Source organism: Pseudofrankia saprophytica (genome assembly GCF_000235425.2).
In the GTDB taxonomy this organism is placed as follows: Bacteria; Actinomycetota; Actinomycetes; order Frankiales; family Frankiaceae; genus Pseudofrankia; species Pseudofrankia saprophytica.
The window spans coordinates 1,663,301-1,676,728 of sequence record NZ_KI912267.1; the positions used below are offsets into that span (position 1 = coordinate 1,663,301).

Sequence of the window (13,428 nt, forward strand, 5' to 3'; positions counted from 1 at the left end):
GATGGGCCCGACGGGCGAGATCATCGACGTCCACACCCACTACGTCCCGAGGGGCTGGCCGGACCTCGGCCCGGGCACGCCGACACCGCGGTTCGAGACCGAGTCCGAACTTATGATCATGCTGCGCGGCCAGGAGTTCCGCCGGGTCGCCGCGGACTGCTGGGGCGCCGAGCTCCGGCTGGCCGACATGGACGCCGATGGCGTGCGCAGGCAGGTCGTCTCGCCGACGCCCGTCTTCTTCTCCTACGCCCATGACGTCGCCCAGGCATCGAAGATCGCGCGCATCCTCAACGACCTCGCGCTCAAGATCTGCGCGCCGGCGCCCGATCGGCTGCTCCCGATGTGCCAGGTGCCGCTGCAGGACCCCGACGCCGCCTGCGCCGAGCTCGAGCGCTGCCTGGCCGCCGGGCACGTCGGCGTCGAGATCGGCAACCACGTCGGCGATCTCGACCTCGACAGCGAGGGCGTCGTGACGTTCCTGCAGCACGCGGCGGCGCTCGGAGCCCCGGTCTTCGTGCATCCATGGGACCTGCCGAACTCGCCCCGCCAGGACCGGTGGATGGCCCAGTGGCTGGTCGGCATGCCGGCGGAGACGCACCTGTCGATCCTCGCGATGATCCTCGGCGGCGTGTTCGACCGGGTGGACGAGCGGCTGCGGATCTGCTTCGCCCACGGCGGCGGGTCGTTCGCGTTCTGGCTCGGCCGGTTCGGCAACGCCTGGCACCGGCGGGGCGACGTGGTCGGTACGTCGGCCCACCCGCCCGAGCACTACCTCGGCCGGTTCTACGTCGACTCGGTGGTCTTCAACGAAGGCGCACTGCGGCTGCTCGTCGACACGGTCGGCGCGGACCGGGTCGTCGTCGGCAGCGACTACCCCTATCCCCTCGGCGAACGCCCGGCCGGCGCCGTCGTCCGCGCGGCGGAGTTCCTCGACGACGCGACCCGCGCCAGGCTTCTCGCCGGCAACGCGGCCACGTTCCTCGGCCTCGCCGACGCCACCGCCTCGGACCCAGCCGGCCCTGCCGGCCCTGTCCGCCCAATCGGGGCGGCCGGGGCTGGGGCGGCGCCGTCATGAGCCTGGTCCGTCAACTCGGGCAGGAGCGCCGCGCCCTGGAGCTCGACGCCGGCGACCCGCTGCCCACCCGGCGAGGCGAGTTCCACGTCCCGCCGCATGGCGACGGCGAGGCGGCCTACTTCGCGGGCAACTCGCTCGGCCTGCAACCGAAGGCGCTGCGCGCCCGTCTCGGCGAGGAGCTCGACGACTGGGCGAGCCTGGGGGTCGAGGGCCACCTGGAGGGCCGACGGCCCTGGCTCTCGTACCACGAACTGCTGCGGGAGCCGGCCGCCCGGCTGGTGGGGGCCCTCCCCTGCGAGGTAGTCGTGATGAACTCGCTGACGGTCAACCTGCACCTGCTGATGGTCAGCTTCTACCGGCCGATCCCCGAGCGGCACGCGATCCTCATCGAGGACGCGGCGTTCCCCTCCGACAGCTACGCGGTGCGCAGCCAGGCCGCCCTGCACGGCTACGACCCGGACGAGGCGGTCATCCGGCTCACGCCCCGCCCGGGCGAGGCGGCGCTGCGTTCCGAGGACGTCGTCGCCCACCTCGCCGAGCACGGTCGCAAGGTCGCGCTCGTTCTGCTGGGCGCGGTGAACTACTACAGCGGCGAGCTGCTCGATATCACCGCGATCACCGCCGCCGGGCATGCGGCCGGCGCGATCGTCGGCTGGGATCTGGCCCACGCCGCCGGCAACGTCGAGCTCCGGCTGCACGACGCGGGCGCCGACTGGGCGGCCTGGTGCTCGTACAAGTACCTCAACGCCGGCCCCGGCTCGCTGGCCGGCGCCTTCGTCCATGAGCGGCACCTGGCCGACCGGAGCCTGCCGAAGCTGGCCGGCTGGTGGTCGACGGACCCCTCGACCCGCTTCCAGATGGCGCCGGCCGTCAGCCCGGTCGACTCCGCCGACGCCTGGCAGCTGTCGAACCCGCCGATCCTGTCGATGGCGGCCGTGCTGCTCTCGCTGGAGATGTTCGACCAGACCGGCATGGCGGCACTGCGCGCCAAGAGCCTGCGCCTGACGGCATACCTGGAGACGCTGCTCGACGAGGTGTGCGCCGGGCGGCCGGCCGAGCTCGTCACGCCACGCGAGCCGGCCCGCCGCGGCGCGCAGCTCTCGGTGCGCGTCCACGGCCGCGACGTCGGCCCGCTCACCGAGCGGCTGCGCCGGCGGCACGGCGTCTTCGCCGACGCCCGCCGCCCCGACGTCATCCGCCTGGCCCCGGCGCCGATGTACACCACCTTCCACGACTGCTGGCGGGCCGCCGCCGCGCTCGCGGCCGTGCTCGACGACGGACGGGGGTGACCATGGACGACAAGCGGGTGGTGATCGTGGGCGCCGGCCTCGCCGGCTGCCTGCTGGCGACGCTGCTCGGCCGGCGCGGGGTAGAGGTCGACGTCTACGAGCGGCGCGACGACCCGCGCGCGAGCGCGGCCGAGCGCGGCCGTTCGATCAACCTCGCGATCTCGGCCCGCGGGCTCGCCGCGCTCGGCCAGGTCGGGCTCGGGGAGCAGGCACTGTCGCGGGCGCTGCCGATGCACGGCCGGATGGTGCACGACCCGTCCGGCGCGGAGAGCTTCCGGCCGTACAGCGCGGACGGGACACGCGCGATCAACTCGATCAGCCGCGCGGAGCTCACCCGTGCCCTGCTCGATGTCGCCGCGAAGACCCCCGGTGTCCGGCTGTTCTTCGACCACCGGCTGACCGGGGTGGACCTCGCCACCGGCGAGCTGCGGTTCGAGACGGGCGAGGGGCCGCGGCTGGCGCGGGCGGACGTCGTGCTGGCCTGCGATGGTGCCTTCAGCGCCGCCCGCCGCGCGGTGACCTTCAGCGCCGGTTTCACCTACAGCCAGGACTACCTAGCCCATAAATACAAGGAACTGACGATTCCGGCGCGCGACGGCGACTTCGCCCTGGACCCGGACGCGCTGCACATCTGGCCGCGCGGCGAGTCGATGATGATCGCCCTGCCGAACCTGGACCGGTCCTTCACCTGCACCCTGTTCTGGACCGCCGAACAGTTCGCGGCGCTGACGACGCCGAGCGAGATCGTCGAGCATTTCCGCGCGCACTATCCCGACGTCGTCCGGCTCGCCCCGAACCTGGTCGACGACTACCAGCGCAACCCGCTCGGGTCGCTGGCGACGATCCGCGCCTGGCCGTGGGTGCACCACGGCCGCAGCGGCGGGGACAGCGGGAGCGACAGGCGGGGCGGGGACGGCACAAGCGGCCAGGCCAGCGTCGGCCCCAGCGCCAAGGCCACGGCCGGCGGCAGCAGCAGCGGCGGCGGCGGCGGCGGCGCGATGCTCGCGCTCGTGGGAGACGCGGCGCACGCGATCGTCCCGTTCTTCGGTCAGGGCGCGAACTGCGCCTTCGAGGACTGTGTCGAGATCGACCGGTGCCTGGCGGAGACCGGCGGCGGCTGGCCCGCGGCGCTGACGAGCTACGAACGGCGCCGCAAGGCCAACTGCGACGCCATCGCCGAGATGGCCCTGGACAACTTCGTCGAGATGCGCGACCGGGTGAACTCGCACGTCTTCCAGGCCAGGGTCGCGGCCGAGCACTGGCTGGAGCGCCGCCTCCCGGGCCGCTACGTCTCCCGCTACGAGCTGGTGAGCTTCACGACCATGCCGTACGCCGAGATCCCCGGCCGGATACGCCGGCAGAACCAGCTCACGACCCTCGCCGCGGGCGCCCTGACCGGCGCCGCCGGCCTGGCGGCCGCGACCATCCTCGGACGCAACCGTTGACCGCCGAGACCGGCCAGGATGACATGACCTACGGCGGCTATCTGCACCTCGACGAGCTGCTGTCCAGCCAGCATCCGCGCACCGACGAGCACGACGAGCTGCTGTTCGTGATCATCCACCAGGTCTACGAGCTGTGGTTCAAGCAGATCCTGCACGAGCTCGACCTGTTGCGCCGCCGCCTGGAGAATGGCGACGGCGTCGGGGCCATGCAGACCGCCAGGCGGGTCGCGAAGATCCTCAAGACGGTCGTCGGCCAGCTGGACGTCCTGGAGACGATGACCCCGCGCCAGTTCGCCCGCTTCCGCCCGGAGCTCGGATCCTCGAGCGGCTTCCAGTCCTTCCAGTTCCGCTGGATCGAGGCCACCCTCGGCCGCCGCGACTTCGCCGACTCCGGCACCCCGGTCGACGCCACCCTCGACGCCATCCTGCACCGCCGCTCGATCTTCGACTCGCTGCTGCGCTACCTCGCCACCGCCGGCTGGGCGCTGCCCGACGAGATCCTCGACCGCGACCCCCGCCTGCCCTGGCCGGGTGGCGACGAGCTCGTCCAGGCGGCCCTCGCCGAGGCGTACGCCGACGAACGCGGCGTACCCGCCGGGGTGTGCGAGGCCCTCGTCGACATCGACGAGGGCATCCAGGAGTGGCGCTACCGGCACGTCAAGATGGTCGAACGCATCATCGGCGCCAGGACCGGCACCGGCGGCTCCCCCGGCGCCGCCTACCTGCGCTCCACCCTCTTCCACCCGAGCTTCCCCGACCTCTGGCAGGTCCGCTCCCGCCCCTGACGGCCCAGGTCAGGAGAGCGCGCCGACGGTACGGGCGCGCCGCGTGCGGGCTTGCGCTCGGCTCGTGGTCGCGGCGTTCGCGGCCTTCGGCGTTCGCGGCGTTCGCGGATAGGATCCCTAAATGATCTCTGGTGGGCAGCTTGCCGGGTTCGCCGTCGCCGCGTTCGTCCTGATCGTGGTGCCGGGTCCGAGCGTGCTGTTCGTGGTCGGGCGGGCGCTGTCGTTGGGGCGCGGACCCGCGATCCTGAGCGCGGTCGGCAGCGGGCTGGGCAACTACGTCGTGGCGGTGCTGGTCGCGTTCGGCCTCGGCACGCTGGTGGAGCGCTCGGCGATCGCCTTCCTGGCCGTGAAGCTGGTCGGCGGGAGCTATCTCGTCTGGCTGGGCATCCAGGCGATCCGGCACCGCCGTGAGCTGGCGGCGGTGGCCGGTGAGCGTGCCGAGGTCGTGACGAGGTGGCGGACGGTCCGGCAGGGTTTCCTCGTCGGCGTCACCAACCCCAAGGCACTGATCATGTTCGGCGCGGTGCTGCCCCAGTTCATCAGCCGCGAGTCGGGCAACGTGCCCGTCCAGATGCTGCTGATGTCGCTGCTCGCGATCGGGATCGGGCTGGTGTCCGACAGCGGGTGGGCGATGGTCGCGAGCGCCGTGCGGTCATGGTTCGCCAGGAACCCCCAGCGCCTGGCGGCCATCGGTGGCGCCGGCGGCCTGGCCATGATCGGGGTGGGCCTGAACGTCGCCGTCACCGGCCGCCACACCTAGTCACTCCGCTCGCTTCCCGTCAGCTCCGGTCGGGTCCGGTCGGGTCCGGTCGGCTCAGGCAGCCCAGAAGGCGCGGACAGCCTGGGCGAGGGACCAGCCCTGGCGGCGGCCCGCGCGAGCGGAGGCGGGACGGACGGCCGGGTCGAGCGGGTCCGGACCGAAGGCGGCGCGGGCCCCGTCGTCGGCGGTGACGACCAGGACGCGGCTGCCCGCCTTCTCCAGGTCGTGCACCTCGTCCTCGATGCCCAGGAACGGGCCGCGGGCGGGGGTGGTCATCGGGGCCACGACGAGAACGGTGTCGTGCCCCACGGCGAGCGGGGCGTTGGTCGCCGAGCCGGAGCCGCCGTCGAGGTAGCGGCGGCCGTCGATGCTCACGGGCGGCCAGATCCCGGGGACGGCGCAGCTGGCCGCCACCGCGTCGACCATCGGCACGCCGGAGTCCCCGTCGAAGGCGACCAGCGTGCCGCGCTCGGCGTCGATCGCGGTGACGACCAGCCGGCGCGCCGGCCACTCGTGCCGGGGCAGCCGGGCCTCGATGACGCGGCGCCGCTCGGCCTCGGTGACGGTCGGGGTGGCCAGCGCCATCGCGCCGATCCGGGACAGCGCGCCGGGCAGGTCGCGGGCACCGCTGATGGCCTCGCCGAACATGTTCGCCAGCAGATCGACGTCGAGCTTCACGGTGAGCTCGGCGCCGGCGCCGGCGCCCTCCAGGTGGGCGGCGAGCTGCTCGTCGAGGCTCTGCTCGGTCCGCAGCAGGGCGCCGACGACCGAGCCGGCGGACGTGCCGATCACGGTGTCCGCCGCCGCCAGGTCCGACCCGCCGTGGGTGAGCTCCGCGAGCAGCCCGATCTCCCATGCGATCCCGGCCACCCCGCCCCCGCCAAGCACCAGCGCCCGCGACATCCGCCCACCTCTTTCTTGGTTCGCTCCGTGCGGGCACGGCGCTCCGGCCCCGTACTCGCTTCGCTCCCACGGGACCTCCGCGCCGCGTCCTCCTCCGCTCACGTGCGCTGCGGCGACCTCCGCTGCGGCCCAACCCCTTCGCTGCGCTCGGGGCCGGGCCTCCGCGCAGGCGCGCCTCCGCGCCGCACGGTCACCTACCGCTGAACGTCACCAAACGACAAACGCTGGATCCGGACGGCCACCTCGCTTCGCTCGTGGGGTGGGCCTCCGCGCTCACGCGGTCGCCCGCCGTTGAACGTCACCAATCCACGCAGGCTCCGTTCTTGGGGTCCTGGGGTGTCCTAGACGAGCTGGTCGCGGAGGGTGGCGGCCGCGGCGCGGACCTCGTCGTCGAAGGCTCGGCGCAGCTGCTCACGACGCTTGCGGCGGGCGGCGGTGACGGTCTCCGGAGTGACCGGCCCCGGGTCGACGGCGGCCGGATCCGGCGGGCGGGGGACGCTCGGCGGGTCGGCGAACTCGCGGTAGAGCAGCCAGCAGCCATGGATCCCGGCGAGCAGGTCCTCCAACAGGTCGACGGCCGGCCGGCGCGGGTCGAGCGGGGTGAGCCGGTCCGGCAGCACGAGCGTCTCGCCGAACTCGTCGTCCTCGTCCTCCTCGTCGTCGTCATCGTCGTCGAGGCCGCGCGGGTCGTCGAGGTCATCGTCGTCGGAGCGGTCGCCCACGCCGCGGATCTGGATGGCCAGGCCCTCGGCCGGCAGGATCGGCGGGCGAACCTGCCGGCGCGGCAGCCGCCCCTCGCCCTCGTCGTCCGGGGACGGCGGGCCGTCCTCGACGATCTCGGCGACCCATTCGAAGATGTCGTCCAGGTCGGGGTTTCGGCCCTCGGCGACGACCATCGCGTGCGCGATCAGGTCCAGCACCGCCTCGCGGGGCGAGTCGCCGCCTTCGACCTGGTGAAGCACCAGGGTCGGCGTGCGGTGTGGGAGCGGCTCGATCGCGTCGGCCTCGGAGACCACCTGGGTGACGTCGAGGTCGGCGTACCGCGCGGCGACGATCGCCGCCGCGTGCAGCCAGTGCGCCGCCGCGATCGCGGCCGCCGTCGGCTCGACGTCGGTGAACAGCGCGCGGCAGCCAAGCGGGTCGGCGCGCAGCAGCGTGTCGGCGGCGGCCACCTGCAGCGGCGACGCGTCCGCGCGGCTGAGCGTCACCGCCTGGCGGGCCCGGCCGGACAGCTCGCCCAGCTCGGCCCGTTCGACGGCGTCAAGCTCGGCGCGCACGTCGGCGGCGACCTGGGTGGTCAGCTGGGTGTCGGCGATCGTGTGCAGCGCCCGGCCGACCCGGTGCGCCGCCTCCTCGACGACGACCACGGCCTGCTGGATCAGCCCGTCGTGCGGCAGGTGCGGCTGCTCGATCGCCACCACCGCGTTACCGAAGACGTCCCGGCCGCGGCCGGTCAGGCTGTCGTCACCCGTCGGCAGCGCCTGCAGCGCCGACTCCTCCGGGTGCGTGTAGGTACGCCAAGCCGCCGCGGACAGGAACGTCAGCGTGCGCGCCAGTTGCAGCGCGTCCGACTCGTCGACGGACACTGGGAGCCGGGCGACCTTCGCCGCGACGTCACCCAGCCCGGTATCCCACGACACCACCAGCGTGCGGTCGTGGACGTCCACCGCGTACCGGCTCATCGGCGGCCACCTCCCCGTGCGCCCGGGCACGGCCTGTCGGCATGATGCCCGGAGGGCACCGCCCCGTTGGCATGATGCCCGCCAGGTGCGAGAGAAACATGATCATTCCTCCCCTGGAGGGCGGGCACACCCCCGTGATCAGGCTACGTCTAGCCAGGCGTCCTGGCACCGCCAGCCGCACAAGGCGTCCGCCACGGGTCGACCTGCCCCCACCTTGTCTGGCTCAATGCGGATACCGACAGCCAGCCGAGCCACGATGTACATCGAAAAGCAACCTCACGGTTACATTTGCCGTCACATTTGCGCGATCTCGTCACCACGCCCGCGCCGGACCGTCGCCGGTCCGCCGGGGAGGATGACGGCATGAGGCCCGTGATCCGCAAGTACGGCCCCGATCCGGCTCAGTTCGGTGAGCTGTGGCTGCCCGATGCCACCGCGGGTAGCTCGGCCACGGCAGGTGGCTCGGCCACGGCGGGCACGGTCGTCGTAGTCCACGGCGGGTTCTGGCGGGCGCGTTACGGCGCGTCGTTGGGGTGGCCACTGGCCGCGGACCTGGTCCGACGCGGGTACGCCGTGTGGAACCTGGAGTACCGGCGGGTCGGCCTGGGAGGCGGCTGGCCGGCGACCTTCGCGGACGTGGCGGCCGGAATGGACCTGCTCGCCGATCTTCCCGTCGACTCGTCCCGTGTAGTCGCGATCGGGCACAGCGCGGGTGGCCAGCTCGCGACGTGGGCGGCCGGGCGGGCGAAGCTGCCCGCCACCGCCGCGGGTGCCGGGCCGCGCGTGGAGCTGACGGCGGTGGTGTCCCTGGCGGGCGCACTGTGGCTCGCGGACTGCGCGCGCGACGGCGTCGGCGGGACGGCCGCCCTCGACCTCATGGGTGGCGGCCCGGACGACCTGCCGGCGCGGTACCGCCTGGCCGACCCGTCCGCCGCCGTCCCGCTGCGGGTACCGGTCGTATGTGTCCACGCCCGCGCCGACGACGAGGTGCCGTTCGACCAGAGCGCCCGCTATGTCGAGGCCGCCACCAGTGCCGGCGCCCCCGCGAGCCTCCTCGAGGCCGCCGGCGACCACTACACGCTGGTCGACCCGTCAGCCCCCGACTGGTCCCTGGTCGTCGACACCCTTCCCGGGCTTCTCGGCACCGGGTAGGGCCGGGCGGCTCCCGCTGGCACCTGGTGGTCTTGACGTCGACTATTCACTCACTACATAGTTGCGCGGTGTCCTCGACCGGATCCGTCACGTCGCACGTCCTGCTCGGCCTGCTGGCCGGCGGGCCCCGGCATGGATACGAGCTGAAACGGTCCTACGACGAGCACCTGCCGCGGGCGCGGCCGCTGGCGTTCGGGCAGGTGTACACGACGCTCGCCCGGCTGGTACGCGACGGCCTGGCGACGCCCACGGGGCAGGACCAGGCTGGCGGCCCCGAGCGCACCAGCTACGCCATCACCGCCGAGGGCCGCACGGGCCTGCGGGCATGGCTCACCGCGGTGGAGCCGCCGGCGCCGCACGTCGCCGGCACGCTGCTGGCCAAGGTCGTCGTCGCCCTGTTCGCGGCGGACGCGGCCACCGCCCGGGACTACCTCGTCGCGCAGCGGGCGGCACACGCCGCCAGGCTGCGCGAGCTGACCGCGCTGAAGGCCGACCCGGCGACGGGACTGTCCGACGTGATCGCCCTCGACTACGCCATCACCCACCTCGACGCCGACCTGCGCTGGCTGCGCACCACGCTGGAACGGGTCGCGGCTCACGCCCAGGAAGACCCTACATGAGCACCGTCCTGCTGGAGGCCCGCGGCCTCGTCCGGTCATACGGGACCATCCCGGCCCTGCGCGGGGTGAACCTCACCATCACCGAGGGGGAGATCGTCGCGGTGACCGGTCCCAGCGGATGCGGCAAGTCCACCCTCCTGCACTGCCTCGCCGGCATCCTGCGCCCGGACGCCGGCGAGGTCGTCTACCGCGGCCGGCGCATCGACTCTCTGTCCGAGGCCGAGCGGTCCCGGCTGCGGCGCACCGAACTGGGCGTGCTCTTCCAGTTCGGGCAGCTCGTGCCGGAACTGCCCGCGGTGGAGAACGTGGCTCTCCCGCTGCTGCTGGCCGGCACCAGTCGCCGCCACGCCCGCACCGCCGCCCTGTCCTGGCTCGAACGGCTCGGTGTCGCCGAGTCGGCGGACGCGCTGCCCGGGGAGATGTCCGGCGGCCAGCGGCAGCGCGCCGCGCTGGCACGCGCGCTGGTCACCGAGCCTCGGCTGCTGTTCGCCGACGAACCGACCGGCGCGCTGGACACCCTGGCGGGCGAGCAGGTCCTCGGGCAGCTGGTGCGGCTCGCGGCGCGGCAACGGACGACGGTCGTCCTGGTCACGCACGACCCGAAGGTCGCCGGCTACGCGCACCGTGAGATCTCGCTGCGGGACGGCGAGATCGACCCGACGGGGCTCGGTCTCGCCGGCGCCGGGCTGGCCATGTCGAACGCCGAGGGCGCGTGATGAGGCCCGGGACGCTCGTCCGGCTGGCGTTCGCCGGCAGCCGGGCCGATGCCCTGCGCATCGCGCTCACCGCGTTGTCCGCGACGCTGGCCACCCTCGCTGTGCTGGCCGCCGCCACGGTGGTGGCCATTCCCGAACTCGCCGGCCCCCGCCCGGGGAGCCTGGCCAACAACATGACCTACCGGAGCGCCCTGCTGAACGAGCCCGGCCTGCGGCCCGGCGTGGTGATCGCCCTGATGCTGCTGACCATCCCGGTGCTGGCGCTCGCCGGGCAGTGCGGACGCCTCGGGGCGCCGGCGCGCGACAGAAGGTTGGCCGCGGTCCGGCTGGCGGGCGCGACCCCTGATCAGACCGTCTCGCTGGTCGCCGTGGAGACGGGGCTCGCGAGCACCCTCGGCGTGGGTATCGGATTCGGGATCTACCTGGTGGGACGGCGGGTGCTGGCCCGGCCGAACCAGGACGGCCGGCTGCCGCTGCCGACGGATGTCCTGCCGCCCTGGCCGGCGTTGCTCGTGATCGCCCTGGGGCTACCGGTCGTCGCCGCCCTGGCGGCGGCGCTCGCGCTGCGGCGGGTCCGGGTCACGCCGTTCGGCGTCGTGCACCGGCAGCGGCGCCCGGCGCCCCGGCCGTGGCCGGCCTTCCTGATCGTGCCGGGCGTGGCCTGTTTCGCCGTGCTGCGACCGCTCCTGCGGTACACCGAACGCCACCGGCTCGACGTGCCGGAGTGGGTCTTCGTCATGCTCCTGTTCGTGGGCACGCTGGCCGCGCTCGCTGGCATCCTGCTGGGCACGGGCTGGATCTCGCAGGCGGCCGGGCGGGTTCTGCACCGGACGGCGCGCCGGCCGGCCGCGCTGCTCGCCGGCCGCCGGCTCGTGGCGGACCCGTGGGCCGGCAGCAGGGTCTTCGCCGCGATGCTCACCTGCGTCCTGTTCGGTGGTGGCGCCGCAGGGATGCGGGCCTACTTCGCCACCGGGGCCGACGCCCAGCGGGCCTACGACCAGTGGTGGAGCGTCCAGCAGGGGTACGCGTACTCCCCGGGTGGCGATGACTTCTCAACCCGGGCGATGGACCTGGTCTACGCGGCGGTGCTGGTGGGCCTGACGATCGCGACGCTCGGGCTGCTGGTCGCCCTCGCCGAGGGGATCGTCACCCGCCGCCGGACCTACGCGGCGCTGGTCGCCTCCGGGGTGCCCCGCGGCGTCCTCGCCCGTTCGGTGTTCTGGCAGGCCCTGACACCTGCCGTGCCCGCGGTGCTCGTCGCGTTGGCCGTCGGTGTGACGATGACCCGGTCGCTGCCGATCGAGGTGGGTACCCAAGGCCCGGTCGAGACGTCCACGGGCGGCCTCACCACGATGGCCCCCGACCTCACCCCGAGCGTCCCCATCCCGTTCGCCGACCTGGGGCTGTTCGCCGGCGGCGCGATCCTCGCGATCGTCGCGATGACCGGCCTCGCCCTGCTCTTCCTACGCCCGAGCGTGTCCGCGGACGAGCTGCGCACCACGTGACGCGGCGACCCGTCGACGCGATGGCGACGTGGCGACGGCGCGCCACCGCCGTGCGGGCGGTCACCTGCCCGTTCCCGGGGCCACCGCGCGTCGCGCGGTCGCCTGTCCCCGCGGTCGCCGCCGCCCGTCTGGGCACACGGCGACCGCGGGAACCCGGTCACCCGATCGGAATGATCACCCGATCAGGTGACTACTTGGCGCGGACGTACGTCTTCGCGTTCGGGCCCTCGTAGAGCGGAGCCACGATCTTGAGACGGACGTCGGCGGTCGCGTCCGGCTTGACGATGAAGGACTGCCTGGTCGGGGAGATGCCCGGCTTCGAGTAGTCCAGCTTGCCGGTCAGGCCACCGGTGTCCAGCGTGGTCAGGCCCTTCTTCGCGGCGACGATGCCGGCGGGGGTCAGGTCACCGGCGGCGCAGGCCGCTTCCAGGATCTTGGCCATCACGGTCGCGGTCGCGTAGCCCGTCGAGAGCGCGGGGGTCGGGATCGCGTCGGCCTTGCCCACCGCCTGCCGGTAGGCGGCCAGCACGGTGGCGGCCTCGGCCGTCGGGAGGGTGCCGTTCCCGCCGGCGAAGTAGAACCGGTCCAGGATGACGTCCTTCGCGTCGCCGGTCAGCAGGTCCGGCGTGTAGGTCGGCCCGTTACCGATGAGCGGGACGTTCAGGCCCTGGGTCTTGGTCGCGGCCGCGAGCGCGGCGGTCTGCGTCGGCGTGCCGGTGATCGCGATGACCCCGACGCCCTGACCCTTGAGGGCGGTCACCTGGGAGCTCAGGTCGTTCTGCAGGGGGCTGACCTTCTGCTCGAAGACCTGGGAGCCGTTCTGCTGCGCCCAGTACTTCACGCCGGCGTCGGCGTTGGTGCCGTACTCGCTGTCGTGGTAGATGTGGCCGATCTTGACGCCCTTGGCGATGAGGCCCTTCTCGAGCAGGTAGTCCAGGCCGTTGATGGACTCGACGTCATAGGTCGAGCCGACGATCGCGTAGTTCGGGTTGTCCGAGATGGACTGCGACCAGGCCAGCGGGATCGCGACCATGTCGTCGGCGGTGAGGTCCTCGGACAGCGCGGTCGCGATGGCCGAGCCGAGCACCATCTGCATCGCCGCGACCTTGGGCTTCATGGCGGCGTACGCGGTGGTGGCCTTCTGGACGTTGTAGCCGCTGTCAGCGTTCTCCAGCTTGACGGTGTACGTCCCGCAGATCCCGCCGTTCTTCTGGTTGTAGTCCTTCCAGAAGTTGTCATAGGCGATCGCGAGGTCCTTGCCGCTGGCGGCGAAGAACCCGGTCACGTCGTTGAGGTTGCCGAGAGTGAGCTCGGTTCCGCTGATCCCTCGGCCGGTCTTGACGACCTTCGCGCTTCCGCTGGCCGCGGGCCCCGCGGGTTTGTCGTCGTCACCCTTGGTACTGCAGGCGGCGGCCAGCACGGTGACCACCGAGAGGCCTAAGGCCAGCGAGACGCGGCCTGCTGACCGCCATCGCGGCCCGCGGCCCCGCCCAGCC

The 13,428-nt window shown here is 73.2% G+C and carries 12 protein-coding genes; 9 read left to right on the forward strand and 3 right to left on the reverse strand.

The features are described 5' to 3' along the window. Window position 1 precedes the first annotated feature (1 nt). From FRCN3DRAFT_RS0241420 to FRCN3DRAFT_RS0241440, 5 genes are all read left to right on the forward strand, one after another. Window positions 2-1,075 (forward strand): amidohydrolase family protein, encoded by a 1,074-nt coding sequence (locus FRCN3DRAFT_RS0241420; protein ID WP_007515815.1) that lies wholly within the window; start codon window positions 2-4, stop codon window positions 1,073-1,075. Continuing rightward, window positions 1,072-2,364, forward strand: a complete 1,293-nt coding sequence (gene kynU, locus FRCN3DRAFT_RS0241425) for a kynureninase (RefSeq protein WP_007515816.1) — start codon at window positions 1,072-1,074, stop codon at window positions 2,362-2,364. Before FRCN3DRAFT_RS0241420 ends, kynU begins: the two co-directional genes overlap by 4 nt. A 2-nt stretch (window positions 2,365-2,366) precedes the next feature. Beyond that, window positions 2,367-3,809 (forward strand): FAD-dependent oxidoreductase, encoded by a 1,443-nt coding sequence (locus FRCN3DRAFT_RS0241430; protein ID WP_007515817.1) that lies wholly within the window; start codon window positions 2,367-2,369, stop codon window positions 3,807-3,809. After that, window positions 3,806-4,594 carry a tryptophan 2,3-dioxygenase gene (locus FRCN3DRAFT_RS0241435; protein ID WP_232794417.1) on the forward strand — a complete coding sequence of 263 codons (789 nt, stop codon included), beginning with the start codon at window positions 3,806-3,808 and terminating at the stop codon, window positions 4,592-4,594. Before FRCN3DRAFT_RS0241430 ends, FRCN3DRAFT_RS0241435 begins: the two co-directional genes overlap by 4 nt. 121 nt (window positions 4,595-4,715) lie before the next feature. Next, window positions 4,716-5,354 (forward strand): LysE family translocator, encoded by a 639-nt coding sequence (locus FRCN3DRAFT_RS0241440; RefSeq protein WP_007515819.1) that lies wholly within the window; start codon window positions 4,716-4,718, stop codon window positions 5,352-5,354. Window positions 5,355-5,408: 54 nt separating this feature from the next. Here the strand turns inward: FRCN3DRAFT_RS0241440 and FRCN3DRAFT_RS0241445 are convergent, their stop codons facing one another. Continuing rightward, window positions 5,409-6,257 (reverse strand): patatin-like phospholipase family protein, encoded by an 849-nt coding sequence (locus FRCN3DRAFT_RS0241445; RefSeq protein ID WP_007515820.1) that lies wholly within the window; start codon window positions 6,255-6,257, stop codon window positions 5,409-5,411. Window positions 6,258-6,598: 341 nt separating this feature from the next. Then, window positions 6,599-7,939, reverse strand: coding sequence for a hypothetical protein (locus FRCN3DRAFT_RS0241450; RefSeq protein ID WP_007515821.1), 1,341 nt, complete (start codon window positions 7,937-7,939; stop codon window positions 6,599-6,601). Between the two features lie 363 nt (window positions 7,940-8,302). Here FRCN3DRAFT_RS0241450 and FRCN3DRAFT_RS0241455 point away from each other — a divergent pair, with 363 nt between their 5' ends. From FRCN3DRAFT_RS0241455 to FRCN3DRAFT_RS0241470, 4 genes are all read left to right on the forward strand, one after another. Continuing rightward, window positions 8,303-9,091 (forward strand): alpha/beta hydrolase family protein, encoded by a 789-nt coding sequence (locus FRCN3DRAFT_RS0241455; protein ID WP_007515822.1) that lies wholly within the window; start codon window positions 8,303-8,305, stop codon window positions 9,089-9,091. A gap of 68 nt (window positions 9,092-9,159) precedes the next feature. Then, entirely contained in the window at window positions 9,160-9,711 is a 552-nt protein-coding gene (locus FRCN3DRAFT_RS0241460) for a helix-turn-helix transcriptional regulator (RefSeq protein ID WP_007515823.1), read from the forward strand. After that, window positions 9,708-10,427 carry an ABC transporter ATP-binding protein gene (locus FRCN3DRAFT_RS0241465; protein WP_007515824.1) on the forward strand — a complete coding sequence of 240 codons (720 nt, stop codon included), beginning with the start codon at window positions 9,708-9,710 and terminating at the stop codon, window positions 10,425-10,427. The genes FRCN3DRAFT_RS0241460 and FRCN3DRAFT_RS0241465 overlap by 4 nt, the downstream gene beginning before the upstream one ends. Beyond that, window positions 10,427-11,932, forward strand: a complete 1,506-nt coding sequence (locus FRCN3DRAFT_RS0241470; RefSeq protein ID WP_007515825.1) for an FtsX-like permease family protein — start codon at window positions 10,427-10,429, stop codon at window positions 11,930-11,932. Before FRCN3DRAFT_RS0241465 ends, FRCN3DRAFT_RS0241470 begins: the two co-directional genes overlap by 1 nt. Before the next feature lie 190 nt (window positions 11,933-12,122). On the opposite strand, the gene FRCN3DRAFT_RS0241475 is transcribed toward FRCN3DRAFT_RS0241470, so the two are convergent. After that, the gene (locus tag FRCN3DRAFT_RS0241475) at window positions 12,123-13,361 is read right to left on the reverse strand and encodes an ABC transporter substrate-binding protein (RefSeq protein WP_051467528.1); all 1,239 of its coding nucleotides are present in this window, start codon (window positions 13,359-13,361) and stop codon (window positions 12,123-12,125) included. Window positions 13,362-13,428 lie beyond the last annotated feature (67 nt).

Coding starts and splice junctions, on each gene's coding strand:
- FRCN3DRAFT_RS0241420 (WP_007515815.1), top strand. CDS start 2: ATGGGCCCGACGGGCGAGATCATCGACGTCCACACCCACTACGTCCCG.
- kynU (WP_007515816.1), top strand. CDS start 1,072: ATGAGCCTGGTCCGTCAACTCGGGCAGGAGCGCCGCGCCCTGGAGCTC.
- FRCN3DRAFT_RS0241430 (WP_007515817.1), top strand. CDS start 2,367: ATGGACGACAAGCGGGTGGTGATCGTGGGCGCCGGCCTCGCCGGCTGC.
- FRCN3DRAFT_RS0241440 (WP_007515819.1), top strand. CDS start 4,716: ATGATCTCTGGTGGGCAGCTTGCCGGGTTCGCCGTCGCCGCGTTCGTC.
- FRCN3DRAFT_RS0241445 (WP_007515820.1), bottom strand. CDS start 6,257: ATGTCGCGGGCGCTGGTGCTTGGCGGGGGCGGGGTGGCCGGGATCGCA.
- FRCN3DRAFT_RS0241450 (WP_007515821.1), bottom strand. CDS start 7,939: ATGAGCCGGTACGCGGTGGACGTCCACGACCGCACGCTGGTGGTGTCG.
- FRCN3DRAFT_RS0241455 (WP_007515822.1), top strand. CDS start 8,303: ATGAGGCCCGTGATCCGCAAGTACGGCCCCGATCCGGCTCAGTTCGGT.
- FRCN3DRAFT_RS0241465 (WP_007515824.1), top strand. CDS start 9,708: ATGAGCACCGTCCTGCTGGAGGCCCGCGGCCTCGTCCGGTCATACGGG.
- FRCN3DRAFT_RS0241470 (WP_007515825.1), top strand. CDS start 10,427: ATGAGGCCCGGGACGCTCGTCCGGCTGGCGTTCGCCGGCAGCCGGGCC.